This is a genomic window from Methylobacterium sp. 22177, from assembly GCF_052045615.1.
GTDB classification, from domain to species: domain Bacteria; phylum Pseudomonadota; class Alphaproteobacteria; order Rhizobiales; family Beijerinckiaceae; genus Methylobacterium; species Methylobacterium radiotolerans.
Genome location: NZ_JBQEPK010000003.1, coordinates 135,704 through 157,825, shown reverse-complemented (window position 1 = coordinate 157,825; position 22,122 = coordinate 135,704). Strand labels below are relative to the sequence as shown.

At 76.8% G+C, this 22,122-nt stretch carries 23 protein-coding genes and 1 pseudogene; 6 read left to right on the top strand and 18 right to left on the bottom strand.

The annotated features are described in order from the left end of the window. Positions 1-23: 23 nt before the first annotated feature. A complete protein-coding gene (locus tag ACTJK8_RS05225; RefSeq protein WP_012321891.1) occupies positions 24-584 on the top strand; it encodes a GDSL-type esterase/lipase family protein in 561 nt (186 codons plus the stop codon). Between the two features lie 22 nt (positions 585-606). On the opposite strand, the gene ACTJK8_RS05220 is transcribed toward ACTJK8_RS05225, so the two are convergent. The 5 genes from ACTJK8_RS05220 to ACTJK8_RS05200 are packed head-to-tail and all read right to left on the bottom strand — an operon-like array spanning position 607 to position 7,890. Continuing rightward, positions 607-1,863 (bottom strand): DUF2793 domain-containing protein, encoded by a 1,257-nt coding sequence (locus ACTJK8_RS05220; RefSeq protein ID WP_076730260.1) that lies wholly within the window; start codon positions 1,861-1,863, stop codon positions 607-609. An 18-nt stretch (positions 1,864-1,881) separates the two neighbouring features. Then, positions 1,882-5,790 carry a baseplate multidomain protein megatron gene (locus ACTJK8_RS05215; protein ID WP_440761623.1) on the bottom strand — a complete coding sequence of 1,303 codons (3,909 nt, stop codon included), beginning with the start codon at positions 5,788-5,790 and terminating at the stop codon, positions 1,882-1,884. After that, positions 5,778-6,362: an NlpC/P60 family protein gene (locus ACTJK8_RS05210; protein ID WP_012321888.1), complete on the bottom strand. Its 585-nt coding sequence runs from the start codon at positions 6,360-6,362 to the stop codon at positions 5,778-5,780. The genes ACTJK8_RS05215 and ACTJK8_RS05210 overlap by 13 nt, the downstream gene beginning before the upstream one ends. Then, positions 6,359-7,234 (bottom strand): DUF2163 domain-containing protein, encoded by an 876-nt coding sequence (locus tag ACTJK8_RS05205; RefSeq protein WP_012321887.1) that lies wholly within the window; start codon positions 7,232-7,234, stop codon positions 6,359-6,361. The genes ACTJK8_RS05210 and ACTJK8_RS05205 overlap by 4 nt, the downstream gene beginning before the upstream one ends. A 14-nt stretch (positions 7,235-7,248) precedes the next feature. Continuing rightward, entirely contained in the window at positions 7,249-7,890 is a 642-nt protein-coding gene (locus ACTJK8_RS05200; RefSeq protein ID WP_029361583.1) for a DUF2460 domain-containing protein, read from the bottom strand. Positions 7,891-8,286: 396 nt separating this feature from the next. Here ACTJK8_RS05200 and ACTJK8_RS05195 point away from each other — a divergent pair, with 396 nt between their 5' ends. After that, positions 8,287-9,204, top strand: a complete 918-nt coding sequence (locus tag ACTJK8_RS05195) for a TauD/TfdA dioxygenase family protein (protein ID WP_063110085.1) — start codon at positions 8,287-8,289, stop codon at positions 9,202-9,204. A 37-nt stretch (positions 9,205-9,241) separates the two neighbouring features. Here the strand turns inward: ACTJK8_RS05195 and ACTJK8_RS05190 are convergent, their stop codons facing one another. The 7 genes and pseudogenes from ACTJK8_RS05190 to ACTJK8_RS05160 all read right to left on the bottom strand — a co-directional run bounded on the left by ACTJK8_RS05190 (position 9,242) and on the right by ACTJK8_RS05160 (position 12,200). Continuing rightward, a complete protein-coding gene (locus ACTJK8_RS05190) occupies positions 9,242-9,832 on the bottom strand; it encodes a phage tail tape measure protein (protein ID WP_440761622.1) in 591 nt (196 codons plus the stop codon). A 9-nt stretch (positions 9,833-9,841) separates the two neighbouring features. Next, positions 9,842-10,006 (bottom strand): annotated as a pseudogene (locus ACTJK8_RS05185) (phage tail assembly chaperone); the annotation flags it as partial. Between the two features lie 53 nt (positions 10,007-10,059). Next, on the bottom strand, positions 10,060-10,407 hold the full coding sequence (locus ACTJK8_RS05180) for a gene transfer agent family protein (protein ID WP_024828357.1): 348 nt from the start codon (positions 10,405-10,407) through the stop codon (positions 10,060-10,062). A gap of 5 nt (positions 10,408-10,412) precedes the next feature. After that, entirely contained in the window at positions 10,413-10,823 is a 411-nt protein-coding gene (locus tag ACTJK8_RS05175; protein ID WP_440761621.1) for a phage major tail protein, TP901-1 family, read from the bottom strand. Between the two features lie 11 nt (positions 10,824-10,834). After that, the gene (gene gp17 / locus ACTJK8_RS05170; protein WP_012321881.1) at positions 10,835-11,263 is read right to left on the bottom strand and encodes a tail completion protein gp17; all 429 of its coding nucleotides are present in this window, start codon (positions 11,261-11,263) and stop codon (positions 10,835-10,837) included. Further along, entirely contained in the window at positions 11,260-11,613 is a 354-nt protein-coding gene (locus tag ACTJK8_RS05165; RefSeq protein ID WP_012321880.1) for a head-tail adaptor protein, read from the bottom strand. The genes gp17 and ACTJK8_RS05165 overlap by 4 nt, the downstream gene beginning before the upstream one ends. Positions 11,614-11,636: 23 nt before the next feature. Beyond that, entirely contained in the window at positions 11,637-12,200 is a 564-nt protein-coding gene (locus tag ACTJK8_RS05160; RefSeq protein WP_012321879.1) for a head-tail connector protein, read from the bottom strand. A gap of 25 nt (positions 12,201-12,225) precedes the next feature. Here ACTJK8_RS05160 and ACTJK8_RS05155 point away from each other — a divergent pair, with 25 nt between their 5' ends. The 3 genes from ACTJK8_RS05155 to dps all read left to right on the top strand — a co-directional run bounded on the left by ACTJK8_RS05155 (position 12,226) and on the right by dps (position 14,739). Continuing rightward, on the top strand, positions 12,226-13,011 hold the full coding sequence (locus ACTJK8_RS05155) for a S1 family peptidase (protein ID WP_029361547.1): 786 nt from the start codon (positions 12,226-12,228) through the stop codon (positions 13,009-13,011). A gap of 149 nt (positions 13,012-13,160) precedes the next feature. Continuing rightward, positions 13,161-14,072, top strand: a complete 912-nt coding sequence (locus ACTJK8_RS05150; protein ID WP_012321877.1) for a S1 family peptidase — start codon at positions 13,161-13,163, stop codon at positions 14,070-14,072. 121 nt (positions 14,073-14,193) lie between these two features. Continuing rightward, a complete protein-coding gene (dps, locus tag ACTJK8_RS05145; RefSeq protein ID WP_012321876.1) occupies positions 14,194-14,739 on the top strand; it encodes a DNA starvation/stationary phase protection protein Dps in 546 nt (181 codons plus the stop codon). A gap of 49 nt (positions 14,740-14,788) precedes the next feature. Here the strand turns inward: dps and ACTJK8_RS05140 are convergent, their stop codons facing one another. Genes ACTJK8_RS05140 through ACTJK8_RS05130 form a run of 3 tightly spaced genes read right to left on the bottom strand, consistent with a single transcriptional unit; the run spans position 14,789 to position 17,901 of the window. Further along, a complete protein-coding gene (locus ACTJK8_RS05140) occupies positions 14,789-16,081 on the bottom strand; it encodes a phage major capsid protein (protein WP_440761620.1) in 1,293 nt (430 codons plus the stop codon). A 24-nt stretch (positions 16,082-16,105) separates the two neighbouring features. After that, positions 16,106-16,648, bottom strand: a complete 543-nt coding sequence (locus ACTJK8_RS05135; protein ID WP_063110056.1) for an HK97 family phage prohead protease — start codon at positions 16,646-16,648, stop codon at positions 16,106-16,108. Between the two features lie 59 nt (positions 16,649-16,707). Further along, on the bottom strand, positions 16,708-17,901 hold the full coding sequence (locus tag ACTJK8_RS05130) for a phage portal protein (protein WP_012321873.1): 1,194 nt from the start codon (positions 17,899-17,901) through the stop codon (positions 16,708-16,710). A gap of 30 nt (positions 17,902-17,931) precedes the next feature. On the opposite strand from ACTJK8_RS05130, the gene ACTJK8_RS05125 reads away from it, so the two are divergent. Next, entirely contained in the window at positions 17,932-18,909 is a 978-nt protein-coding gene (locus tag ACTJK8_RS05125; RefSeq protein WP_053621852.1) for a hypothetical protein, read from the top strand. A gap of 577 nt (positions 18,910-19,486) precedes the next feature. Here ACTJK8_RS05125 and ACTJK8_RS05120 read toward each other — a convergent pair. The 3 genes from ACTJK8_RS05120 to ACTJK8_RS05110 all read right to left on the bottom strand — a co-directional run bounded on the left by ACTJK8_RS05120 (position 19,487) and on the right by ACTJK8_RS05110 (position 21,788). After that, complete coding sequence (locus ACTJK8_RS05120; RefSeq protein WP_029359854.1) at positions 19,487-20,785, bottom strand: DNA-packaging protein; 1,299 nt, start codon at positions 20,783-20,785, stop codon at positions 19,487-19,489. Further along, entirely contained in the window at positions 20,760-21,410 is a 651-nt protein-coding gene (locus ACTJK8_RS05115; protein WP_012321870.1) for a helix-turn-helix domain-containing protein, read from the bottom strand. Before ACTJK8_RS05115 ends, ACTJK8_RS05120 begins: the two co-directional genes overlap by 26 nt. 117 nt (positions 21,411-21,527) lie before the next feature. Beyond that, on the bottom strand, positions 21,528-21,788 hold the full coding sequence (locus ACTJK8_RS05110; protein WP_440761619.1) for a DUF3761 domain-containing protein: 261 nt from the start codon (positions 21,786-21,788) through the stop codon (positions 21,528-21,530). Positions 21,789-22,122: the final 334 nt, after the last annotated feature.

The following is a 22,122-nucleotide window of genomic DNA, read 5'->3' as shown; positions in this document are numbered from 1 at the left end:
GTGGGCGGCGCCGAGGGGGATGCGTGGGACGCGGACAGGACCGGCCGCTCGTGTTCATCGGCGACTCGATCACCGCCGCCTGGGGCGCGGTGCGGGCCGAGACCTTCGCGCGCCACGGCTTCGTGGCCCGGGGCGTCCCGGGTGAGACAAGCGGGCAGATCCGGGCGCGCTTCCTGCGCGACGCGGCCGGGGCCCGGGGCGTTCACCTGATGTGCGGGATCAACGACATCGCGGAGATCGGCGGCCCGGTCCCGGACCGGGCGATCGCCGGGAACATCATGGCCATGGGGCGGATGGCCTTCGCGGCCGGGCTGCCGCTCACGATCGGCACCGTGATGCCGAGCGACTTCTGGGGCTGGCGCCCCGAGCTGCGGCCGGTGGCGCGGATCCGCGCCCTGAACGGGTGGCTGCGCGCCTACTGCGCGGCGGGTGCGGCCCGCCTCGTCGATTACGGGCCGCCGCTCGCCACGGAGGCGGGCGCGCTCCGGCGCGAGTTCACCGACGACGGCATCCACCTCAACGGCGCGGGCTACGCGGCGGTGGAGCCGGCGATGCTCCGGGCCCTCGGCGCAGGCCCGGAATGACGGCGGCCGCGGGGTCGGGCGCTCACGCGCCCAGCGCCAGCCAGTAGGTCGGCACCGACCCGACGCCCGCCACCGAGCCGGCCGCCGCGCGGCGGGTGCGGAGCGTGAACCCGGTGGCCGCGACGTCGCTGACCTGCGCGGCGTGGAGCGCGTCGCCGGCGCCGGCGACCGGCTGCGCCCAGACGCCGAGGCAGCTCCCCGGGAAGGCGATGCCGAACGCCACCGCGACATCCGCCTCGGCGGCGGTGACGAGCCCCCATTGCGCGATCAGGCCGCCCGGGAGCCGGATCGATCCGTTCGCGCCGAGCGCCTGCGCGCCGGCCGCGAGCGGCGTCCCGTCGGCGCGCTGGTAGTGGCGCACGCGCCAGCGGCCCGCCGCGTCCGAGGTGGCGATGCAGGTGTCGTCGGGGGCCGTGACGAGGTCGGCCCGGGTCGGCAGCGCCAGCGCCTCGGGATCGTGGACCAGGGTCGCGGCGCCCGAGAAGCGCACGAGCCGCTCCCGGTCGGCCGCGGCGCCGAAGCTCGCGATCCGCCCGGCGCCGGTGACGAGGACGCGCCGGGTGCCGGCCGCGCCGAGGTCGGTGGTGGGGGCGGCCGCGAGCGCGGTCTCGGCCGAGGCGAAGTCGATCCCGCCGGTCCGCGCCGACGCCGTGAGCGCCGTGGCGAAGGCGGCCCCGTCGGGCGAGACCTTCAGGGTGAAGTCGTCGCTCCCGAGGTTGCCCAGCAGCGCCCGCGCCGCGTAGCCGGTCTCGAAGACCAGGGCGGCGTCGCGGGCGGCGGATTTCCGGTTGACGGAGACCCGCATGTCGCCGGTGCCCGGCGTGGCGTCGTCCCAGGTCAGGAGGGCGGAATCGGACTTCACCGCGAGGCGGTTGCTGGCGTCGGCCGCCGTGTTGATCCCGAGGCGGCCGACGCTCTGGAGCGCCGTCAGCGCCCGGCGGAGGCTCGTCCAGGCGGCCCCGTCGAAGACGTAGAGGTCGGCCTCGTCGACCAGCCAGGCGAGCCAGCCGGCCCGCGGCGCCGCGCCGGTCCAGACCCCGTCGGCGTAGCGCACCACCTGGCCCGCGAGCCCCGCCCAGGCGCCCCCGGGCGCGTCGGCGGTCACGAGGTAGCGGTCGCCCTCCGCGGGGCCCGGCGGCGGCGCCGCGAGGTCCTTGTCCAGGCAGGCGAGCTGGACCAGCGCGTCGAGGAGGGCGAGCGCCTCGTTGTGGGTGACGTGCTTCTGCGCCTGGCTCGCGGCGATCAGCGGCAGGGCGAGATGGGGCGTGGCGTCGGACATGGGGCAGCTCCCGGGCGGTCAGGCCGAACGGACGGGGATTCGGGCGCGGCAGGCGGGGCCGGGGCCGGCGACCGGCCCGATCTGCGCCACGGCCACGTCGAGATGCGTCTGGGCGCCGCCGAAATCGGCCGCCTCGTCCCCGTAGAGACAGTGCTGCGCCGCGGATCGGAGCGTGCGCAGGGCCGCGCCGGCGGCGGAGAACACCGTCACGGCGTAGGCGTCCGGCTCGTCGAGCGGGATCTCGGCCGGCTCCCAGGCGTCGCCGTCGCGGCGGGCCCGGCGGATCCAGGAGAGCCGCACGCCGTCCGCCGCGCGCCGCGCGCGCAGGTGGACCGGCCGCAGGGGCGTCAGGGCCGCGAGGCCGGCCGCGGCGGTGAGCTCGGTGACGGCCGGATCGGCCGGATCGCTGTCCGCCGGCCCGATCCGGTAGCGGAACGCGCGGCCGACCTCGTCCAGCCGGTCGACCAGGGGCGTCACGGCGCCGTCGTCGAGGCGCACGATCAGGCTCCCCGCCGGGCTGACGCGCCCCGCCGCCGCCTCGCTGCCCGCGAGCCCGCGCAGGAAGCCGGACAGCCGGTAGGTGTCGGGCCCGGTCAGGACCGCGGACGCGGCGCCGAGCAGCTCCACGGCTCCGTCCGCGCCGAGCAGGGCGAACAGGTTGCCCCCAGCGAGCATCGCCCCCTCCCCGATCGACGCGAGGGCCGCGCCGCGCCGCAGGGCGACGTCGAGGTGGACGCCCCTCTGGATCCGCCAGAGCGGGCCGGCCGGCAGCGCCGACAGGGTGCGCCCGAGGCAGGCCGGGTAGTCGACGACGTGGTGCAGGGCGAGCGGCCCGTCGCCCGCGGCGCGCCAGATCGCGACCGCGCCGGGCCAGGGCTCGGCCGCCACCGCGCAGTATTGCAGGGTGACCGGGTCGCCGCGGTCGACCGGCAGGTCGAGGGCGAGGGCGAGCGGCGGGCCCGGGAAGGCGGGCGGCGCCACCGCCGCCTGGGCCATCGGGCGGGGCACCCCGCGCCCGGGCCCCGCCCGGGGCGGCACGCCGCTCGCCTCGATCCGGCGGCCCGTGGGCGCGTCGTCGATCCGGTCGATCCGGCGCAGGACCGTGCCGCCGGGCACGTCGGCCGGCACCGCCACGAGGTCGCCGGGCTCCAGCTCGACCCGGCGCGGGCTCACGGTGAACACCGCGCCGTCGCGGGCCGCGATCAGCCGGTCGAGCAGCGCCTCGGCGAGGCCGTCGCCGGTCTCGCGGCGGGTGACGATCGCCGCCTCGATCCGGGTCTCGCGCCGCCGCTGGCCGGCGGGCCGCACGGCCGAGGCCGCGGCGCGGCGGTAATCCGGGCTCTCGGAATCGGTGATCCCGAGCTCCACGGAGCGCGGCAGGGCGCTCTCCTCGGCCCGGACCTGGTGCAGGACCGGCCGCTCCTCCGACAGCCGGACGAGGTCGGCCTCGGCCAGCACGACCGGCCGGTCGCGCCGGGGGCCGCGCAGCCGCAGGGTCCCGGCCACCGCCGAGACGTCGAGGCCGTAGACCTGCGCCAGGGTCTCCAGGGCGCCCCGCGCCGTCAGCGGCCGGTCGATCACGTAGCCGTCGAGATAGGCGGCGGCCTCCACGGAGACCGGCGCGTCGAAGCCGAAATCCGCGAGGATCTTCAGGACCAGCAGGTCGAGGTCGCAGCCCTCGATCCGGCCGGTGATCCAGTGGCCGACGCGCCAGTTGGCGGCGTCGGCCCACACGCCCCGCACCGTCGGGAAGGCCGGGAAGGGCCGCGCGTCCCAGGCCCAGACGAAGATCCCGTCGGGATCGACCATGCGGCCGCCGTAGACCGGCGAGACCGGGTTGTCGGCCTCCAGGAAGCCCGGCACGGCCGGGTCGAACCGGGCGATCACGGCCTCCAGCCCGCGGAGCTGGATCAGCTCGTCGCGCAGGGCGCGGGATTCCGGCGGGAAGGCGCTCTCGGACGATTTCGGGTCCGGGAAGACGTTGGGGCCGTTGGTGCCCTTGTCCACCGCCGGCACGCCGATCTCGGTGAGCCAGATCGGCTTGCCGGCCGGCACCCAGGCGGTGGTGCGGGTCTCGACGCCGCCGTCGCGCTCCACGTGCGGGCTCGACCACCACGCGACGAGGTCCTTGGCCCGGTAGATCCAGGGCTTGCCGGCGGCGCCGTCGGTGATCGGCCGGCGCCGCTGGGCGGCGCGGTCCTCCGCGTCGGCGTAGTACCAGTCGAAGGCCTCGCCGGACGCGCCCCGGGCCTTCAGATAGGCCCGGTCGGCGATGTCGCCCGTCACCGCGAGGTCGGCGTGGTCCGGGCCGTCGCGCCAGTCGGAGACGGGCGGGTACCAGTCGATCCCGACGGCGCCGATATTCGGGTCGGCGAACAGGTCGTCGAGGGGGAAGCGCACCGTGGCGCCGCCGTCGCCGACATGGGCGCCGTACTCGGTCCAGTCCGCGCCGTAGACCAGGGTGACCGCCGGGCCGAGGCGGTCGCGGAGCGCGGCGGCGAGGTCGCGCAGCGCGCGCACCGCCGGGTAGCCGGCCGCGCCGCGCACCCGGGTCAGGCCGACGAGCTCGCTGCCGATCACGAAGGCCGCGAGCGGCGCGCCCGAGGCCGCCCAGCCGGCCGCGAGGTCGGCGTAGTGCAGGACCGCGGCGCGGTAGCCGCCCGCGAAGAAGGCCGCGACCTGCGCGTCGGCCGCGGCGGTGCCGTCCGGGCTCCCCGGAACGCCGGGAGCCGGATCGCAGGTGATGCGGCCGCGCCAGGGATAGGCGGGCTGCGCGGCGCCGGGGCTGTGCGGATCGGGCAGCGCGTTGCCGGCCGGCACGTCCATCATGACGAACGGGTAGAGCGACACCGCGAGCCCCCTTCGCGCCAGCTCGGCCACCAGCCGGGTCAGGCCCGCATCCGCCGGGGTGCCGCCGTAGGCGGGGCTGCCGTCCGGCAGGGTCGAGACCGTCTCGGCCCGGTCGCGGGTGATCCCGGCGACCCGCCAATCCTCCGGCCGGGCGCGCTTGTCGGCGGCCTCGACCTTGGGCACCACCCGGCAGGATCCCGCCCGCAGGTCGGTGCCGAACCACGTCGCCACCACGGCGACCCGGCGCAGGTTCGGGCAGAGTGCCTGGAGGGCGTCGAGCGAGGCGACGACGTCGGTGCCGCGCTGGAGCTGGTGCCGGTTGGCGGCCTCGGTGCGGCCGAGCCCGAGATCGACGGTGACGCGGTCCGGATCGAGGCCGAACTCGCTGGCGCCGGGGATCAGGTCGACGGCGCGCACCCGGTCGAACAGGCCGTTGACCGGGCGGATCACCTCGAAGGCGAATTGCGGGACGCGGTTGCCGAAGGCCGCGAGGGCCAGGTTCTCGAACACCACGTAGGCGAGGCCGCGATAGGCCGGCGCGTCCCCGGCCCCCTCCTTGGCGACGATCAGCGGGTCCGGCTCCTGGCCGGGGCCGCCGGTATGGACCCGCAGGGTCAGGCCGGCCTGGTCGATCTCCCGGCCGTCCGCCCAGATCCGGCGGACGCAGGCGATCTCGCCCTCGCACAGGCCGACCGCGAGGTTGGCGAAGTAGCTGTAGCGGGTCGTGACGGTCTTCGAGCCGCCCGCCAGGCCGCCCACGCCCTTGGCGGGTGCGGCGGCGCGCTGCACCGCGGTGTTGGCGAGCTCCAGCGGACGGGTCGCCCAGATCAGGGTGCCGCCGATCCGCGCCCGCCCGTAGACCCGGGGGATCGGATCGCCCTCGGTGGAGGTGAGCCCGGCGACGTCCGCGAGCCGCGGCCCCTCGACGAGGCGCGCGTGCCGCCCGGACCCCGACAGGGCGCCGCCGAGGGCCGCGCCCGCGACCGAGCCGAGCGCCCGCCCGACCAGGCCGCCGATCGGGCCGCCGAGGGCGGTGCCCGCGGCCGCGCCGGCCGAGGACAGGATCAGCGTCGCCATGACGGGGCTCCGGGATCGACCGACTCGCCCGCGACACGCCGGCCTCGGCGCTCACCGGGGCCGGGCTGCAGGTCGGACTCCGCGTCGCCGCGGCCTGTGGGGACCTCCGGAAACCGGAACACCCCCGTCGCGTGCCGCCGCCACCACGCGGTCAGCGCCACCTCGGCGACCGCCGCCCCGTCGTGGGCATGGATCATCGCGCCGTCACCGGTGGCGATGGCGCAGTGGCGGGCCGGCAGGTGGCGGCGGAAGGCGAAGAGCAGGACGTCGCCCGGCCGCGGCGCGCAGGCCGCGGGCCTATCCGGCACCGGCACGAGGTGGCGGGCGGCCGCCTCGGTCAGCGGGTCGGTCCCGGGCGCGGCCGATTCCGCCCAGGTGCCGGAATAGGGCGGCGGCGCCTCGGGCTCGGCGCCGTAGAGCCCGCGCCAGACCCCGCGCAGCAGGCCCAGGCAGTCGCAGCCCACGCCGCGCAGCGACGCCTGGTGGCGGTAGGGGGTGCCCAGCCACAGCCGCGCCTCGCCGAGCGCCGCGACACCGATCTCTCGGCCGATCTCCCGCCGCATCGCGCTCATCGGAACAGGCTCCCGCCGTCGAGGACGTGGTCCGAGCCCGGGACCGACCGCATCACCGCGTCGTTGCCGGGCATGTGCGGGAAGCCCTGGAAATTGACCGCGTTGGCGAAGCGGTCGCGGCAGGTGGCGAGGCGCTTGTCGCACCCGGCCGTGAGGCTGAACCCGTCGCCGGGATCGACCGGCCGGGGCGGCGCGGTCCAGAGCTCGATCAGCGGCCCGAGTTGGAGGCGCACATCCGCCGCGAGCCCGGCATTGGCGCCCGTGGTCCAGGTCAGCCGCCCGCCGGTGAACAGGCCGTCCGCGAACGGTCCGGCGAGCGTCGCCGCGAGCGTGGCCGGCTCCGGGACGCCGGTCACCCGGCCGGCGGTCGTCCACGCGCCGCGGTCGACGCGGCAGCGCCCGTCCCCGAGATCGGCGCCGCAGGTCGCCCGGTAGGTGCGGCCCCGCTCGGCGCCGAGCCGGTGCGTCAGGCCGCGCAGCTCGGCCACGAAGGCGTCCCCGTCGCGGCGCACCTCGCCGATCGTGGCGACGTCGAGGAGGAGCCGGGTCTCGGGCTCGGTCCAGTCGACCAGCCAGGTCTCCACGGCGGCGCCGTCGTAGAGGCCGCCGGCGATGTCCGCCTCGGTGAGGCCGAGGCCGCTGAGCGCCCCGGCGACGTCGCCGCCCGAGACCGCGAAGCCGAGCTCGGCGCCGGCCTCGGCCGCCTCCAGGCCGGTGCGGGCGGCGTGGACGAGGCCCGCGACGGTCAGGTCGCGGTCGTGGTCGGTGAAGCCGAGGGCGAGCCCGTCCCGCCGCCGCAGGGACCAGCAGCGGCACAGGGTGGTCACGCCGCCGGCGAGATGGGCCGCGAAGGCCTCCGGGATGTCGCGCATGGCGTCACGCCTCCTCAGGGCACGATCTCGACGAGCGGCACCCGCGGGATCTCCCCGGCCGTGAAGGCGGCCAGGTCGACGGTCAGCGCGTCGGTGTCGAAGCGGACCGGCACGTCGAAGCTGAAGCCCGCCGTCACCGCGGCGCCGGGCGGCGGGACCTGGCCCGCCGCGAAGGTCACGAGACCGGTCGTCGGGTCGCAGGCGAAGCCACCGGGCTCCACCTCCCGGCCCGCCACCGCGACCCGGACGCTGCCCGCCACCGGCTTGGCGATCCGGCGGCGGTAGGGCGCGAAGCCGGACCCGTAGGTCTTGAGCAGCGGGAAGGACGCGGTGGCGCCGTCGCCGGTGCCGAGGGGCTGATCGAGGGGGCCGATCGGTCGGCCGGGCGGTCCGGACCGGCTGTCGACCCGGTCGCGGAACCGGAAGCCGTAGAGCCGCCCGCGCCGCTCCTCGAAGAAGGCCAGCACGGCGTGCAGGGCGTCGAGGCCGCGCATCCCGAAGCCGGCCTCGTAGCGGCGGCGGGAATCGGCCCAGCGGCCGTTCCGGTGCTCCCGGCCCGAGGCCAGGGTCACGATCTCGGTGAGCCGCTGCGGCCCCCCGCCGGCGCGCAGGGACACGTCGAGGGGGAACAGCACCTCGTGGAAGTCTTCGGCCATGGCGGGCCACTCCGGTTGGGATCGCGCTGTTGCCGCGCCGGTCGTCCGGGTCCTCACCGTCGTCGCGCGCAGCGAAGCGACCCAGGGCAGCGCGACATCGGTGACCGTGGCGCCGCGGGATCGCGTCGCTCCGCTCGCGGGGACGATCGCGGTGCCCCGCCTCGGCCGGCCCCCGCGCGACGTCGGGGAACGTGATCGCCGCCGGACGGGACCGGCTGAAAAGAGTCTTCCGGGCGAGACCGGAAAATAAAAAACTCCGTTCATCGACAAAGGACAGCGATCGATCGAAGATCGACGTGCCGGAGCGGAGGTCGTCCGAAGTTCTCCCGGTCCGAGCACCTCGGTTCATCGCGCGATCCGCGCATCCCGTCGCCGCCCTGCCTGGGAAACCTTTCGATGAGCGCCGTCCCCCAGCCCCTCCACGCGTCCGCCCCCATCCTCGACATCCGCCGCGTCGCCGGCCGTCTCGGCGCGGAGATCCGCGGCGTCGCCCTCTCGGGAGACCTGGACGACGGGACGGTCGCGGCGATCCGGCAGGCGCTGAACACCCACAAGGTGGTGTTCTTCCGCGACCAGGACCTCGACGAGGCCGGGCAGGAGGCCTTCGGCCGGCGCCTCGGCGACCTCGTCGCGCATCCGACCGTCCCCTCCCTCGCCGGCACGGCGGGGGTCCTCGACATCGACGGCAGCCGGGGCGAGCGGGCGAGTTCCTGGCACACCGACGTGACCTTCGTGCCGGCCTACCCGGCGCTCTCGATCCTGCGGGCCGTGACGCTGCCGCCCTACGGCGGCGACACGCTCTGGGCCAACACGGCGGCGGCCTACGCGGACCTGCCCGAGCCCCTGCGCGACCTCGCCGACAAGCTCTGGGCGCTGCACTCCAACGTCTACGACTATGTCGGCGGCCGGGTGAACGTGTCGGAGGCCGGGCGGCGGCGCTACGACGAGGTGTTCACCAAGACCGTGTTCGAGACCGAGCACCCGCTGGTCCACGTCCACCCGGAGACCGGGGAGCGCTCGCTGATCGTCGGCCACTTCATCCAGCGGATCCTGGGCCTGACCACCGCGGATTCGCAGCATCTGCTGGCGATCTTCCACGACCACGCGACCCGGCCCGAGAACACCGTGCGCTGGTCGTGGCGGACGGGCGACGTGGCGATCTGGGACAACCGCGCCACGGTCCACCGGGCGGTGGACGATTACGGCGAGGCGCCCCGCGTGGTCCGCCGCGTGACGATCCAGGGCGTCGCGCCGGTGAGCGTCGACGGCCGCACCAGCCGGGCGCGGGAGACGCAGGCGCGCGAGGCCGCGTGACCCGCGACGGGCCGCGCGGCGGCCGTGCCGGCCGCCGTCACGTCGCCCGCTGGCCGCGCGCCACCGCCCGGGCGAGGCTCGCGGTCACCTGCGCCTCCGAGCGGCGGAAGGCCCCCGGATCGGGGGTCGCGATGTTGACCGTCACGGAGACCGGCCGCGTCGGGGCGCCGCCCGCGGCGACGCCGAGGCGCCCGTCCGGCCCGCGGCCGAGGGGCAGGATCGCCTCCGGGCCGGCCTCGCCCATGAGGCCGGCACCGCCCGCCATCGGGAAGTAGGTCGGGGCGGCCACGACGCCCCCGGCGGCGAAGGGCTGGACGCGGCCGCCCCGGAACACGCCGCCCCGGGCGAAGCCCGTCTCCGCGCCGGAGCCCAGCATCGCGCCGACCAGGCCCGTGAGGCCCGACTGGATCGGCCCGGCCGCCGCCCGCGCCGCCACGCCCGCGAGGCGCGCCCCGATCGTGCCGAGCACGCCGTCGAGGCTGCGGCCGGACGCGGCCCCCCGGGTCAGCGCCGTGTCGAGGCTGCGGCCGAAACTCTGCGCCAGCCGGTCCAGGGTCTCGAGCTGCCGGATGCGGTCGTCGGCCTGCGGGTCGGCCTGCGGGTCGGTCTGCGCGTCGGTCTCGGCCATGGCGGCGCCTCACGGTGGGTCGGGATGGGCGGCGAGGAGCCGCGCGAAGGCGGCCCGGGTCAGAGGTTCCGGGCCCGCGCGCCGGCCGAGCGCGGCGGCGAACTCGCGCGGCGTCGCCGACCAGAAGTCGCGGGGTCGCCAGCCCAGCGCGCCGAGGCCGAGGGCCAGGGCGTCGTCCCAGGGGAAGCGGTCCGGGGCCGGACGCGGCGGCTTGTCCGCGTCCGGCCCTAGGGAGGGTTTGCCGGGCCCGGCGCCTCCCCGCCCGGCAACTCCCCGAAGGCGGCCGCCAGGACGTCGCCCAGGGCGGCCGAGACGGCGTCGAGCCCGCCCGCCAGCGGCAGCCGCGCCACCGCCGCGTCGTCGAGGTCGTGGCCGCCGCCCCGCAGGGCGACGCCCAGGAGGGCGATCAGGTCGCGGGCCGAGACGCGCCCGCCCGCGAAGCGCGCGGCGAGGCCCGCGAGGTCGCCGGCCTGGAGCGCGGCCTCCAGCTCGGCGAGCGCCCCGAGGGTGAGGCAGAGTGTGTAGCGCCGCCCGCCGAGGGTGAGCGGCACCTCGCCGCGGATCCGGTTGGCCACGGCGCTCAGACCGCCGCGAAGGCGAGCGCGCCGCCGGATTCGAGGCTCATGTCGAAGGTGACCTCGCCGGCATGGTCGCCCCGGTACTCCAGGCTCGCGATCTGGAACGGACCCTCCAGGATCCCGAAGGCCGGGATCACGATCTGGAACGCCTCGACCGCGCCCTCGAAGAACAGCAGCCGCAGGCGCGCGTCCGAGGCCTGGTCGCGGAACACGCCGGAGCCGGCGATCGCGGCCCGCCGCACCCCGGCCCCGGCGAGCAGCTCGCGCCAGCGCCCGGCGGAATCGGCGTTGGTGACGTCGACGGTCTCGGCGTTGAGGGTGATCTGGCGGCTGCGCAGGCCCGCCACCGCCGCGAAGCTGCCCGCGCCGTCGCCGGCCCGGATCAGCAGGTCCTTGCCCTTCTGCGCGCCCATCGGCACCCTCCTCACAGGTTCTCGGTGACGGCCTCGACCGTCAGGGTCGCCCGCGCCTCGCCGGTCCGGGCGTCGCGGTGGGCGCGGACGGCCCGCACCCGGAGGGTGACGAGCCGGCAGCCGGCCAGCGGCAGGACGAGGGGCGTCGCCCCGTCCGCGAGCAGCGCCGCCATCCGCGCCGCGGCGTCGAGGGCGGTGCGCACCGAGCCTGCCTGAGCGATCACCGCGATCGCGTGGCTGTGCCGGTGGCGCTCGGCGCCGTCGACGGACGCGTCGGTGATCTCGGACTCGCCGAACAGCGCGTAGACCGGGAGCGTGCCCCGCGGCGGCTCATCGTAGAGCCGGACCCGGCCGCCCAGGAGGGCGGCCAGGGCGGCGTCGGCGGCGAAGCGGGCGATCAGGCCGGCGCGGAGCGCCAGGAGCGGGCCCGGATCGCTCACGACCGGCCCTCACCGGGCAGTTCCTCGACGTGACAGACCAGGTCGCGGCCCCGCGCGTCGGGCTCGGCGACGGCGCGGATCGCGAAGCGGCGCGGCCCGGCGGCGAGGCGCATGGTCGGGTCGAGCGCGGCCCGGCTCCGCAGGGTGACGCGGTAGGCGGGCCGCGTGTCGGTGCGGCCGCCGGCCGGGCGGTCGGCGAGCCCCGCCGGGGCCATGGCGCCCCACAGGACCGGGCCGGCCACGTAGCGGCGCAGCACGCCCCCGAACCCGTCCGGCTCTTCCAGGGGCCGCTCGAGCACGAAGCGGCGGCGCCGCGCGCCGAGGGCTGGGCGTTGGGGCGAGATCGCCATCGGGGCAGCTCCGGGTGCGAGGATCACAGCCGCAGGCGCCGGAACGGCGCGGCGAGGGCGGCGGTGTCGGTGCGGGCGGCGTCGGGCTCGTCGCCGCGATGCTCGTAGCGGGCGGCCGCGAGGCGCAGGACCGCGAGGCGCAGGGGCTCTGGGAGCGGGGGCCCGTCGCCGCCGTACCCGGCCGCGACCTCGATCAGGATGGTGCGGCCGGCGGGATCCGGCGCGGACGGGTCGACCCGCAGGGACGGCGCCGCGTCCGGGTCGGGGCCGAGGCGCACCAGCCCGGCGTCGAGGTCGGTGACGCCTCCGGACGGATCCGCGAGGCCGGCGCGGAGGACCGCGACCAGCGGGCTCAGGGGCAGCGGCACCTGCCCGTCGGGCGGCCAGGCGGACAGGGCGATCCGGTACCGCCCCGGGACCAGGATCCGCCGGGTCTCGACCTCCAGGCTCGCGCGCGCCGCCGCGATCAGGGCCTGGAGCAGGCCGTCCTCGTCGGCGCCCGCGTCGGAGTCGACGCGCAGGTAGGCGCGCAGGTCGGGCACGCCCACCGGCTCGACGGCGGCGGCGGCGATGCGTAACGGGATCATCGCGCGTCTCTCTGCAGGTGGTCCGATGACGATCTCGAAGCGCCGCCCCGCGGCCCGCGCCGCGCCGGCGACGGCCCTGACGGCGATCCTGGCGGCGATGCTGACGGCGATGCTGACGGCGATCCTGGCTCTCGCGGCCGTCCCGGCGCGGGCGATCGTCGGCGGCACCGAGGCGCCGGCCGGCGGGGCCGTGATGGTCCTGTCGTCGAGGGGCGGCGTCTGCACCGGCGTGGTGCTCGCCCCCGACACGGTGCTGACCGCCGGCCACTGCCTCGCCGACGCGCGGGAGCACCGCGTCCATTTCCGCGACGCCGCCGGGGCGCCCGTGCTCGTCGACGTCGCCGCGCAGGCGCTCCATCCGGGCTACGATGCCGGCGCGGCCGCGGCCCGGCGGCGCTCCGTCGACCTCGCGCTGCTGCGCACCGCGACGCCGCTGCCCGCGCGCTTCGCGCCCGTGACCCTGAGCGCCGCCCCGGCGCGGGCGGGCGAGACCCTGACCCTGGCGGGCTACGGCGCGGCCAGGCCCGGCGACCCGCGCTCCACCGGCACCTATCGCAGCCTCGGCCTGCCGGTGATCGAGCCCTACGGGCCGAGCCGCATCCTGGTCTGGCTCAAGGGCGCGGGCGGCGGCGCCTGCCAGGGCGATTCCGGCGGCCCGATCGCGGGACCGGACGGGGCGGTGCTGGCCGTGTCGGCCTGGATCGGCGGCGCCTGCGGCGGCCTGACCCAGGGCGTCCTGGTGGGGCCGCAGCGGGGCTGGATCGACCGCGTGCTCGACGGCTGGAACCGGACGGCGCGCTGGGCGCAGTAGCGTCGCGGCGCGGTGCGCGCAGGGAACCTCAGCTTGGCCGGGCTATTGCCTTGCTCTAGGCTCGCTTCCTCTAGGGTGCCGTGCCCTAGGCCGTCTCGGCGCCGCCTCCGGCGTCCCCCACCCGCGCCCGCGCGCGCCCGGAGTTCCCGATGTCCCCTCGCCCGATCCGAAAGGCCGGCCCCCGCGAGCGCAGCCTGCGCGGCGGCCTGTGGGGCGGGATCCTGGGCCTGTCGCTGCTCGGCGCCCTCGGCGGCCTGCTGCCCACGCCCGCGGCGGCGGTGATCAACGGCACGACGACGCGGGACCCGAACGGGGCGCGCAGCTTCGTGGTGCGGATCGAGAGCACCGAGGGCGAGATCTGCTCGGGGACGCTGATCGCCCCGGACCTCGTGCTCAGCGCGGCCCACTGCGTGATGCGGCCGGCCGGCTACACGGTGATCAGCGTCGACCGGAACTTCCGCCAGCACCGGACCGCGGTGATCACCGCCTCCATGCACCCGGACTTCGTGCCCGGGACGACCCCCGAGGACCAGCCCGGCGTCGACCTGGCGCTGCTCAAGCTCGAGCAGCCCCTCGGCACCGATTTCGTGCCCCTCGATCCCCGGGGCGCGGCCTCGATCACCGACGGGCAGCCCGTGGACATCGCGGGCTTCGGTGTGGTGGCCGAGAACCGGCGGAACTCGGCGCGGATCCTGCGGCTCGCCCACCTTGTGTCGATCGGCTCGCTCCAGGTCGCCAACCGGGTGACCGTCGTGACCGATCGGCGGCGCATGGCGGAGACCTCGGGCGCCGGCGCCTGCCTGGGCGATTCCGGCGGCCCGATCCTGACCGGCGGCCCCGGCGGCTACCGGATCGTCGGCGTGGTGAGCTGGTCGAGCGGCGCCCTGCAGCAGGGCGCGCGCCGGACCGCCTGCGGGGGCTTCACCGCCGTGACGCCGGTCGCCGAGCATGCCGGCTGGATCGCCGCGCGCTCGGCGGAGCTGTCGCGCATCCAGGTCGGCGAGACCGCGCCCCGCGGCAACCGGTCCGACTGGATGGCCCGCCCGGGCCGCCGGCGCTAGAACGGCCCGGCCCCGCCGCGGCAAAGCCGCCGCCCTCCCGCGGATCCTTCGCGCCTGCGGGAACCTGGGGGCCGATCGGCACTTTTCGCATCCGAACCTTACCGGCTCACGGAGCGAGAGCATGGCCGACACCGGCACCAGCAACACCCCGCGGACGCACAAGACCCGCAACAACACCGACTCGAACGCCAAGAAGGTCTCGATCGAGGCGCTCAACGCGCGGCTCGCGGACGGCATCGATCTGGCCCTGGCGATCAAGCAGGCCCACTGGAACCTCAAGGGCCCCCAATTCATCGGCGTCCACGAGATGCTCGACGGGTTCCGCACCCAGCTCGACGAGCTGAACGACAGCGTCGCGGAGCGCGCGGTCCAGCTCGGCGCCACGGCCTTCGGCTCGACCCAGGCGGTCGCCGAGCGCACCAAGCTGCCGGCCTACCCGACGGGCATCTACGCCATCGCCGACCACATCGCCGCGCTGATCGACAGCTACGCCGCCTACGCCAACGCGGTGCGGCAGAACATCGACGAGACCGACGAGGCCGGCGATCCCGACACCGCCGACCTGTTCACCGAGATCTCGCGGGCGGTCGACAAGCACCTCTGGTTCCTCGAGGCGCACGTGCAGGAGCCGACCGGCACCCTGCGCGACGGCAACGCGGGCCGCTGACCGCCGACGCGGGCCGCGGCCACGCCGCGGCCCGCCTTGCCGTGGGCGCTCAGGAGAACTTCAGGAGCTTGAGCGCGTCGAAGTCCTGCACCCCGCCGCCGACGCGCCTGGTGGTGTAGAACAGCACGTAGGGCTTGGCCGAGTACGGGTCGCGCAGCACCCGCATCCCGGTCCGGTCGACCACGAGGTAGCCCCGGCGGAAATCGCCGAAGGCCACCGACAGGCTGTCCTTGGCGAGATCCGGCATCGCCTCGGCCTCGGTGACCGGGAAGCCGACCAGCGTCGCGGCCCGGCCGGCGGCGAGCGGCGGCTGCCAGAGATAGTTGCCCTCCGAGTCCTTGAACTTGCGGATCGCGCTCTGGGTGCGCCGGTTCATGACGAAGCCGGCATTCTGCCGGTAGGCCGCGCGCAGCCCGTAGATCAGGTCGAACAGCACGTCCCCCGGGCTGGCCGACGGGAACGCCCCGGCCGCCCCGGTGGCGACCGTGCCGATCTTGCCCGGCACCCAGGCGGCGTTGGCGACCGTGTCGTAGCTCAGGAAGCCCCGCGGGCGGCTCGCGCCGTTGCCGGACACGAAGGCGACGCCCTCCTGCTCGGCGAAGGCGGTCTCCACCTCGGCCGAGAGCCATGCGTCGAGATCCACCACGGCATCGTCGAGGAGCGTCTGGGTGGCGGCCGGCATCGCGTAGAGCTCCATGGCGGGGAACGCGATCTCCGACAGGGCCGGCGCGGCGGTCTCGGGCCGCGGCGCGGTCTCGGCGGCCCAGCCGGTGACCGGCGCGCCGACCGAGACGGCGCGCTTGTACTGGGCGCCCGAGATCGCCTGAACGCTGGCGATCGACCGGATCGGCGAGACCTGGCCGAGGCGCGTCAGCACGGTCCGCTCGATCGTGTCGGGGACGAGGTAGCCGCCGTCCGGCCCGGAGCCGGCCGACAGCGCCTTGGCCTCGAGGCGCTTGAGCCCGGCGCTCTCGCCCGCCCGGACGTAGAGGTCGAAGGCGGCCTTGTGCTCGTGCGCGGTCCCCGGCCCCCGCGCATCCGGCTGCTCGAGGGGCGGCCGGGCCCGCTCCAGGGCGATGCGGTCGAGGCGGGTGCGGGCGGCGTCGAGGGCCGCGTCGATCCGGGCGAGCTTCTCCTCGGTGAGCACGTCGACGCCGAGGCGGCCCTCGATCCGGTCGATCCGCGCGTCGTTCGTCTCCTTGAAGGCCGCGAAGGCGGCGGCGAGCTCGTTGAGGGCGGAGCGGACCGGGCCGCCCTCGGGGTGGGCGGCCTTGTTCTCCAGCGACGGCAGGCCGCGCGGCGGCGCGAGGGCGGGTTCGGCGATCGGGGTCTGGGCGTCCATGGCGGGCCTCGTCGGGGGTGGAAGTCAGGATCGCGCGGCCGGCAGCGGCCGAGTGGCAGGTCTCGCGGCAGGTCTCGCGGCGGGTCTCGCGGCGCGCGGCGGCGCGATCAGGCCGGCGAGGTCGCGGATCGCGTCGGCCTCCGGGCCCGGGCCCGGAACCGGGGTTGGGCGCGCCCTGGCCCCCGGCTGCAGCGGGAAGGTCACGAGCGAGATCTCCCAGAGGTCGACCTGCTGGAGCCGGCGCTCGCCGCCGGCGCCCTTCCGGGCGCGCAGCGTGCGGAAACCGATCGAGAGCCCGTCGAGGCCGCCGGCGCGCATCAGGGCGTCGACCTCCCGGGCGCGCCGCACGGCGAGGTTGAGCTGGCCCTCCGCGAACAGGCCGCGGCCGTCCTCGCGCAGGGCGAGCCAGCGGCCGATCGGCTCGGCCGGGTCGTGCTGGAACAGGAGCCGCACATCCGCGGCCCCGCGGCGGGCGAGGCTCGCCGCGAAGGCGCCCGGCACCACCACGTCGCGGCCGAGATCGGGCACGCCGAACAGGCTGGCATAGCCGGAGAAGTGGCCGTCCATAGGGGATCCTCGGGTGGGCCGGTGAGGGGACGTCCGCAGCCGACGCGGAGACCCGCGCCTCAGGGAGTGCCCGGCGCCGGCGGCATCGCGGGCGGGTAGCCGACGGCCTCCCGCTTCTCCGCCACCGACAGGAAGTCCGCGGCCTGGACCCGGCGCCACAGGGATTCCCGCTCGCCGGCGAGCGCCTCGATCCGGTCGAGGTCCGGCTCCAGGTCGATCGCGCCGAAGGCGGGCTCCAGCCAGCCGGCCAGCGCCTGGGCGGTGCGGGCCGCGAGGGGGACCAGGGTCTGGCGGTAGAGGGCGCGGTTGGCCTCGGCGTAGTTGGCGTGGGTGTTGTCGCCGGGGAGGCCGAGCAGCAGCGGCGGCACGCCGAAGGCCAGGGCGATCTCCCGGGCGGCCGCGTCCTTGGCCGCCACGAAGTCCATGTCCCGCGGCGAGAGCGCGAGCGGCTTCCAGTCGAGGCCGCCCTCCAGCAGGAGCGGCCGGCCGGCATTGGCGGCGCCCTGGTAGTTCGCCTCCAGCTCCGCCTTCAGCCGGTCGAATTGCGGCTCGGACAGCGTCGCCCCGGCGAAGACGAGGGCGCCGGACGGACGGGCGGCGTTGTCGAGCAGCGCCTTGTTCCAGGCGCTCGCGGCGTTGTGGATGTCGAGGGCCGCGGCCGCCGCCGCGATCGGGGCGAGGCCGCCGGTCTCGTCCTCCGGGTGGAACAGCGCCAGCGCCAGGATCGGCGCCACGGCGGTGCCCGGCTCGGGGAGGTCGAACCGGCGGCTGCGCCCGCCCGCCGTGTACAGGTAGGCCGCCGGCCAGCCGTCCGGGCCCGGCAGCGCCCGCATCCGCCCGGGCCGCAGGGCCTGGAGCGCGGCGACCCGCCCGTCGAGGCTCACCGCCTCCAGGTAGGCCGTGCCGGTGAGCAGGAGGTCGGCGTAGAGCGTCTCCAGGAGGTGCGGGCCGCTCTCCCGGGGGTTCGGCCGCGCCAGCAGGGCCAGCAGGTCGCCCGCGCGCGCGGCGCCGGGGCCGGTGGCGATCAGCGGCAGGCTCGCGGCGCTCTCGGCGACGAGCCGCACCGCCCGGTGGACCACCGGGTTGGCCTGGTAGCCGGCCCGGGCGAGCGCCGCCGGATCGCGGGGCGTCCAGCTGGCCCGGCCCTCGGCGTAGAGGGCGAAGGCCGGGGCCGCGGCGGCCTTGGTGGCGAGGGCCGGGCCGCCGACGGCGCGGCGCGCCACCCGCGCCAGGCGTTCGAGGAGGGTCGACATGCCGGTCCGTTCCTGAGCTATGGTCACGCGATGCAGCCCCGGATCCCCACACGGCCCCAGGCGCGGTTCCGGGCGCGCGCCCGCGCCGCCCGTCTCGGCGGCCTCGTCGCGGCGCTCCTCGCCGCGCCGGCCCGGGCGGCGGATGCGCCCGCCCCCGTGCCCCTGTGGCCGGAGCCCGACGGGACGCTGATCCTGGCGCACCCTTTCGGCCGGTCCGAGATCAGCCTGCGCCTGTCCCGGCGGGTCGCCGGGGCGGTGGACACGCTGACCTGGGACGGCGTCACCTTCCTCGCCGACACCGAGCCCGGCGACGCCCTGCAGGCGCGGGCGGAGGTCGGGTCAGGCGCGGGCTGCCGCCGCGCGAGCGAGGCCGGCACCCCGCAGGACGGGACCGGCGCGCCGGCGGCCCGCCGGCTCCGCGCCCTGCGCGCCGGCCGGAGCTGGGCCGAGACCGAGACCCGCATGGCCTGGGACGGCGCCGCCGACCCGGCCGACGAGCCCCCCTCGGACTGCCCGACCGCGCCCGCGAGCCCCGCGATCCCGGCCCCGATCCTGCGCAAGCGGGTCGCCCTCGGCCTGCCGGGCCTCGGCAACGCCGTGGAGGTGCAGGCGAGCTTCGTGCTGGCCGAGCCCGCGGCGGCGCTCCGCCTCGAACCCCTCGCCGCCGCCGTGCCGGCGGACTTCTCCGCGGCCTGGCGCTTCGACCCGGCCACCGGCGGGATCGCGCCCCTCGACCCCGGAGCGGGGGAGCGGCCGGACCCCGTGATCCTGGCGACGCCGGAGGGCTCGCACGCCCTCGCGGTCTGGGCGCCGGGCCCGCCGGAGCAGGAGCCCGACGCGCCGCGGCCCGCATTCGCGATCGCCCCCGAGGCCGGGGCGAACCGCCTCAGCTGCCGCTTCCGGCTGGCGAAGGCCGCCGCCGGCGCGCACGACTTCGCCTGCTACGCCCTGGTCGGCGCCCTCGCCGACGTCCGGGCGGCCCTGCGGAGCCTGACGGCGCCCCCGTGACGGCCCCGACACCCGCCCGTGCTGGAACGTCCGGACCGACGAACCGACGGCGGCTCCGATGGACGGGAGGCAGGCCCTCGAACTCGCGGTCTTCGTCGTCGCGCCCGTCCCCTTCCCCCGCTGCGGGATGCGAGCCGCGCGGCGCTCGCGGCGCGCCCAGGGCTCCCGCCCCTCCGGAGCCGGCAGCTTTGCTTCGGGCGCCGGCGGCGCCTGCGGCGGTGGCGGGGGCGATGGCGGCGGGGGCGACCGGGCGCGCGATCGGACTCCCGGCGGCCAGGCACGCCGATGTGCCGGCGTCGGGCACCGATGACCGGTCAGGATTGAGGGTCCGCCCGCGGCGCCCCGGAAGGACGGCGCGGATCATCCCGACAAATCCGCCGCTCAATCTGCCCGTCGCCGCCGCGCAATAAGGAGAATTACGGTGGGGATTCCCAGCACAGGACCGCGTGCCGTGGCCTGATCGCTACAGATTTGGCGCACGACATTGTGTATACAGCATGCAGTTCGTTCCAGAGACCACGAACCGACTCCGGCGCGCTTCTCCCGAAGCGCGCCGAATTGTTTCGGGCCCTCCCCGTCAGAGCCGCCGGATCCGCGGCGCGGCCCGGGGCTCCAGCATCAGGTGCGTGAGCGCCCAGACCAGGGCGTCGAGGCGGTCGGGCGACGCCCCGCCGGACAGCCCGTCCGGCCCGAAATCGCACAGCTCGTCCTCCAGCGCCGGGAAGGCGCCGACATGGTGGACCAGCCCGCGGGCGTAGAGCAGCGAGACCGGCTCGGCGCGCAGGTACTTGCCCCGCGTGGCGTGGACGCGGGTGACCGGCACGGCCGGGTCGCACTGGCCCAGCACGGCGGCGGCCATCTCGCCGCCCTGGTTGACCTCGACCACGAGGGCGTCCGCCCGGAGCCGGTGGTAGAGCGCCAGCGCCGCGGCTGCCCAGGCCTGCGGGGTGGCGCGGGCGAGGCTCGCGTCGGCCAGCACGTAGGCGTGCCCACCGGCGCGCCCGGCCGCCACGATCCCGCAGGCATCCGAGCGCGCGCCCGAGGCGGCGGGCGGGTCCACCGCCACGACGATCCGGCCGAGATCGGGGGCGGCGGCGATCCGGGCCGCCTCCAGGGCGGCGCGCGTCCACAGGGCGTCGTCCCGGTCGGCGATGAGTTCGCCGTCGAGTTCCTGCCGGCCGAGCCGCGTGCCGGCGTAGCGCCCGACCACCTGCTGGAGGAAATCGGGCGCGAGATGCGCGGCGTTGTCGTGGGTCCGGGCGCGGCTCACCACCGTGCGCGGGTCGGCGAGGAGGCGGCGGATCAGCGGCACCGGCCGGGGCGTCGTCGTCACGAGGTTGCGCGGCCGGGCGCCGAGGCGCAGCCCGAACTGCAGCATGTCGAAGGCCGCCTCGGGCCGGCGCCACTTGGCGGCCTCGTCGCACCACGCGGCGCCGAATTGCGGGCCGCGCAGGGCGTCGGGCTCCTCCGCCGAGAAGGCGAGCGCGACGGCGCCGTTGCTCCACTCCACGCGGCGGCGGCTCGGCGACCAGGTGGGTCGGGTCCGCCCCCGCGCCGGCAGGCCGAGCAGGCCGGAGGGCCCCTCGACCATCACGTCGCGCACGTCGAGATGGGTCTCGCCCACCAGGGCGATCCGCCCGACCGGCGCGGCCGCGAAGGCCGGGTCGCCCCGCGCGAGGGCGTCGACCCACTCGGCCCCGGTGCGGGTCTTGCCGCTGCCGCGGCCGCCGATCACCGCCCAGGTGGTCCAGGGCTCCGCGTCGGGCGGCGGCAGCTGGTCCGGCCGGGCCTGGTGCAGCCAGTCGCCCGCGAGCGCCCGGAGGAGATCCGGCGGCAGCGTCCCGAGGAAGTCAGGCAGCCGCCCGGCCGCCGACAAAGCCAGCAACGCGTCGCGCGATCTCCGCGCGCAGGGCGGGCAGGTCGGGTTCGGGTTCGGTGCCATCGCCCCCCTCCCCCGCGGCGGCGCGCGCGCCCGCCGCATCCACCGTGTCGAGAAGCCGCTTGAGCCCGCCGAGGTCGCGCAGGACCCGGGCGGAGTCGCGCGCGCCCGGCCCCGCCCCGCTCAGCGCCGCGTCGAAGGCGGCGATCTGCCGGGCGATGTGGGCGCGCAGACGCGCCCGCAGGGTCGCCGGATCGGCCGCCGGGTCGCCGCGCCCGGTGACCGCCGGCGGCAGCGGCAGGTCCACCCCGAAGGCCGAGGCCATCATCCCCGCGTCGAGCCGGCCGAGACCCAGGACCTCGGTGACGTCGCCCGGATCGGCGCCCGGGGTGCAGAGCAGGCGGATCAGGGCGGCGCGGCGCGCCGCCGGCCAGCGCCGCGTCAGGAGTCGCGGCCGCAACCGCCGCGGCCTCGGCCAGCCGGCCCGGGCGTTCCAGGTGCGGACCGTTCTCGGATGGACGCCGAGGCGGTCCCCGATCGCGTCGAACGTCAGGTCGGTCTCCCGCAGGAGCGTCAGCGCCTCGGCGCGGCTGTCCGCCCGGCCGGGAGGGGGTGGCCACATCGGCGTCTCTCCGCACACGTCTCGACCGTGCCGAGGTGATACCCCGACAGCGCGCCGGTGTCAAGTGTAAATTCCTATTTCGCGGCGGCCATAGGATTTAAGGCAGGGTGCGGAGCCTCAGCCCTCCCAGTGCGCCACGCCGCCGTGGCGGGAGCAGGTGCCGCGATGCGTGTGGCTGAAGCTCCACGTGCCGTCCCGGCACTTGGCCGTAACCCCCGCGGGCTTCCCGCCGTCGAGGCTCTTGGCCGGCCGGTGCACGTCGGACCCGTCCCGGCTGCGGTAATGGCCGTGGCGGTCGAGGGTCCGGTCGTCGGGCTCCGAGAACGGCCGGGCGACGGCGCCGCCCGACAGGCCGATGAGGACGAGGCCGGCGAGCACCGGCCAGCGGGCGGCGCTCCGAGGGGGGTGACGGACAGGGCGCCGTCCGCGGCGGGCGGCGCTTGTCGCGGTCGGGGCAGGCAGCACGGTATCCTCAAGGTTGTGTCTGATGCCAAAAGACACAACTGAGACGAGGCGTCACGCACGATCTACGGTTATCCCATGACCGGCTACAGGTTGTGCGCGGGGGATGTGGCCGGTCCGCCGGCCGGGCCACGCGGCGGGTCGTTCGACCTGTGCGGGCCCGCACGACGGCGGGATGCTGAACGGGCTCGAAAGGTATTGCCGCTAATGTCCCGCTGACTGGCGGATCTGAAGGCGGTTCAGGACCGGA

Excerpts from the sequence above, each read along its gene's own strand:
- ACTJK8_RS05130 (WP_012321873.1), bottom strand. The coding sequence starts at position 17,901 with ATGTCGACCCTCCTCGAACGCCTGGCGCGGGTGGCGCGCCGCGCCGTC.
- ACTJK8_RS05150 (WP_012321877.1), top strand. The coding sequence starts at position 13,161 with ATGTCCCCTCGCCCGATCCGAAAGGCCGGCCCCCGCGAGCGCAGCCTG.
- ACTJK8_RS05210 (WP_012321888.1), bottom strand. The coding sequence starts at position 6,362 with ATGAGCGCGATGCGGCGGGAGATCGGCCGAGAGATCGGTGTCGCGGCG.
- ACTJK8_RS05140 (WP_440761620.1), bottom strand. The coding sequence starts at position 16,081 with ATGGACGCCCAGACCCCGATCGCCGAACCCGCCCTCGCGCCGCCGCGC.
- ACTJK8_RS05215 (WP_440761623.1), bottom strand. The coding sequence starts at position 5,790 with ATGGCGACGCTGATCCTGTCCTCGGCCGGCGCGGCCGCGGGCACCGCC.
- ACTJK8_RS05165 (WP_012321880.1), bottom strand. The coding sequence starts at position 11,613 with ATGGCGATCTCGCCCCAACGCCCAGCCCTCGGCGCGCGGCGCCGCCGC.
- ACTJK8_RS05195 (WP_063110085.1), top strand. The coding sequence starts at position 8,287 with ATGAGCGCCGTCCCCCAGCCCCTCCACGCGTCCGCCCCCATCCTCGAC.
- ACTJK8_RS05175 (WP_440761621.1), bottom strand. The coding sequence starts at position 10,823 with ATGGGCGCGCAGAAGGGCAAGGACCTGCTGATCCGGGCCGGCGACGGC.
- ACTJK8_RS05205 (WP_012321887.1), bottom strand. The coding sequence starts at position 7,234 with ATGCGCGACATCCCGGAGGCCTTCGCGGCCCATCTCGCCGGCGGCGTG.
- ACTJK8_RS05135 (WP_063110056.1), bottom strand. The coding sequence starts at position 16,648 with ATGGACGGCCACTTCTCCGGCTATGCCAGCCTGTTCGGCGTGCCCGAT.
- ACTJK8_RS05125 (WP_053621852.1), top strand. The coding sequence starts at position 17,932 with ATGCAGCCCCGGATCCCCACACGGCCCCAGGCGCGGTTCCGGGCGCGC.
- ACTJK8_RS05220 (WP_076730260.1), bottom strand. The coding sequence starts at position 1,863 with ATGTCCGACGCCACGCCCCATCTCGCCCTGCCGCTGATCGCCGCGAGC.
- ACTJK8_RS05160 (WP_012321879.1), bottom strand. The coding sequence starts at position 12,200 with ATGATCCCGTTACGCATCGCCGCCGCCGCCGTCGAGCCGGTGGGCGTG.
- ACTJK8_RS05115 (WP_012321870.1), bottom strand. The coding sequence starts at position 21,410 with ATGTGGCCACCCCCTCCCGGCCGGGCGGACAGCCGCGCCGAGGCGCTG.
- dps (WP_012321876.1), top strand. The coding sequence starts at position 14,194 with ATGGCCGACACCGGCACCAGCAACACCCCGCGGACGCACAAGACCCGC.
- ACTJK8_RS05155 (WP_029361547.1), top strand. The coding sequence starts at position 12,226 with ATGACGATCTCGAAGCGCCGCCCCGCGGCCCGCGCCGCGCCGGCGACG.
- ACTJK8_RS05190 (WP_440761622.1), bottom strand. The coding sequence starts at position 9,832 with ATGGCCGAGACCGACGCGCAGACCGACCCGCAGGCCGACCCGCAGGCC.
- ACTJK8_RS05200 (WP_029361583.1), bottom strand. The coding sequence starts at position 7,890 with ATGGCCGAAGACTTCCACGAGGTGCTGTTCCCCCTCGACGTGTCCCTG.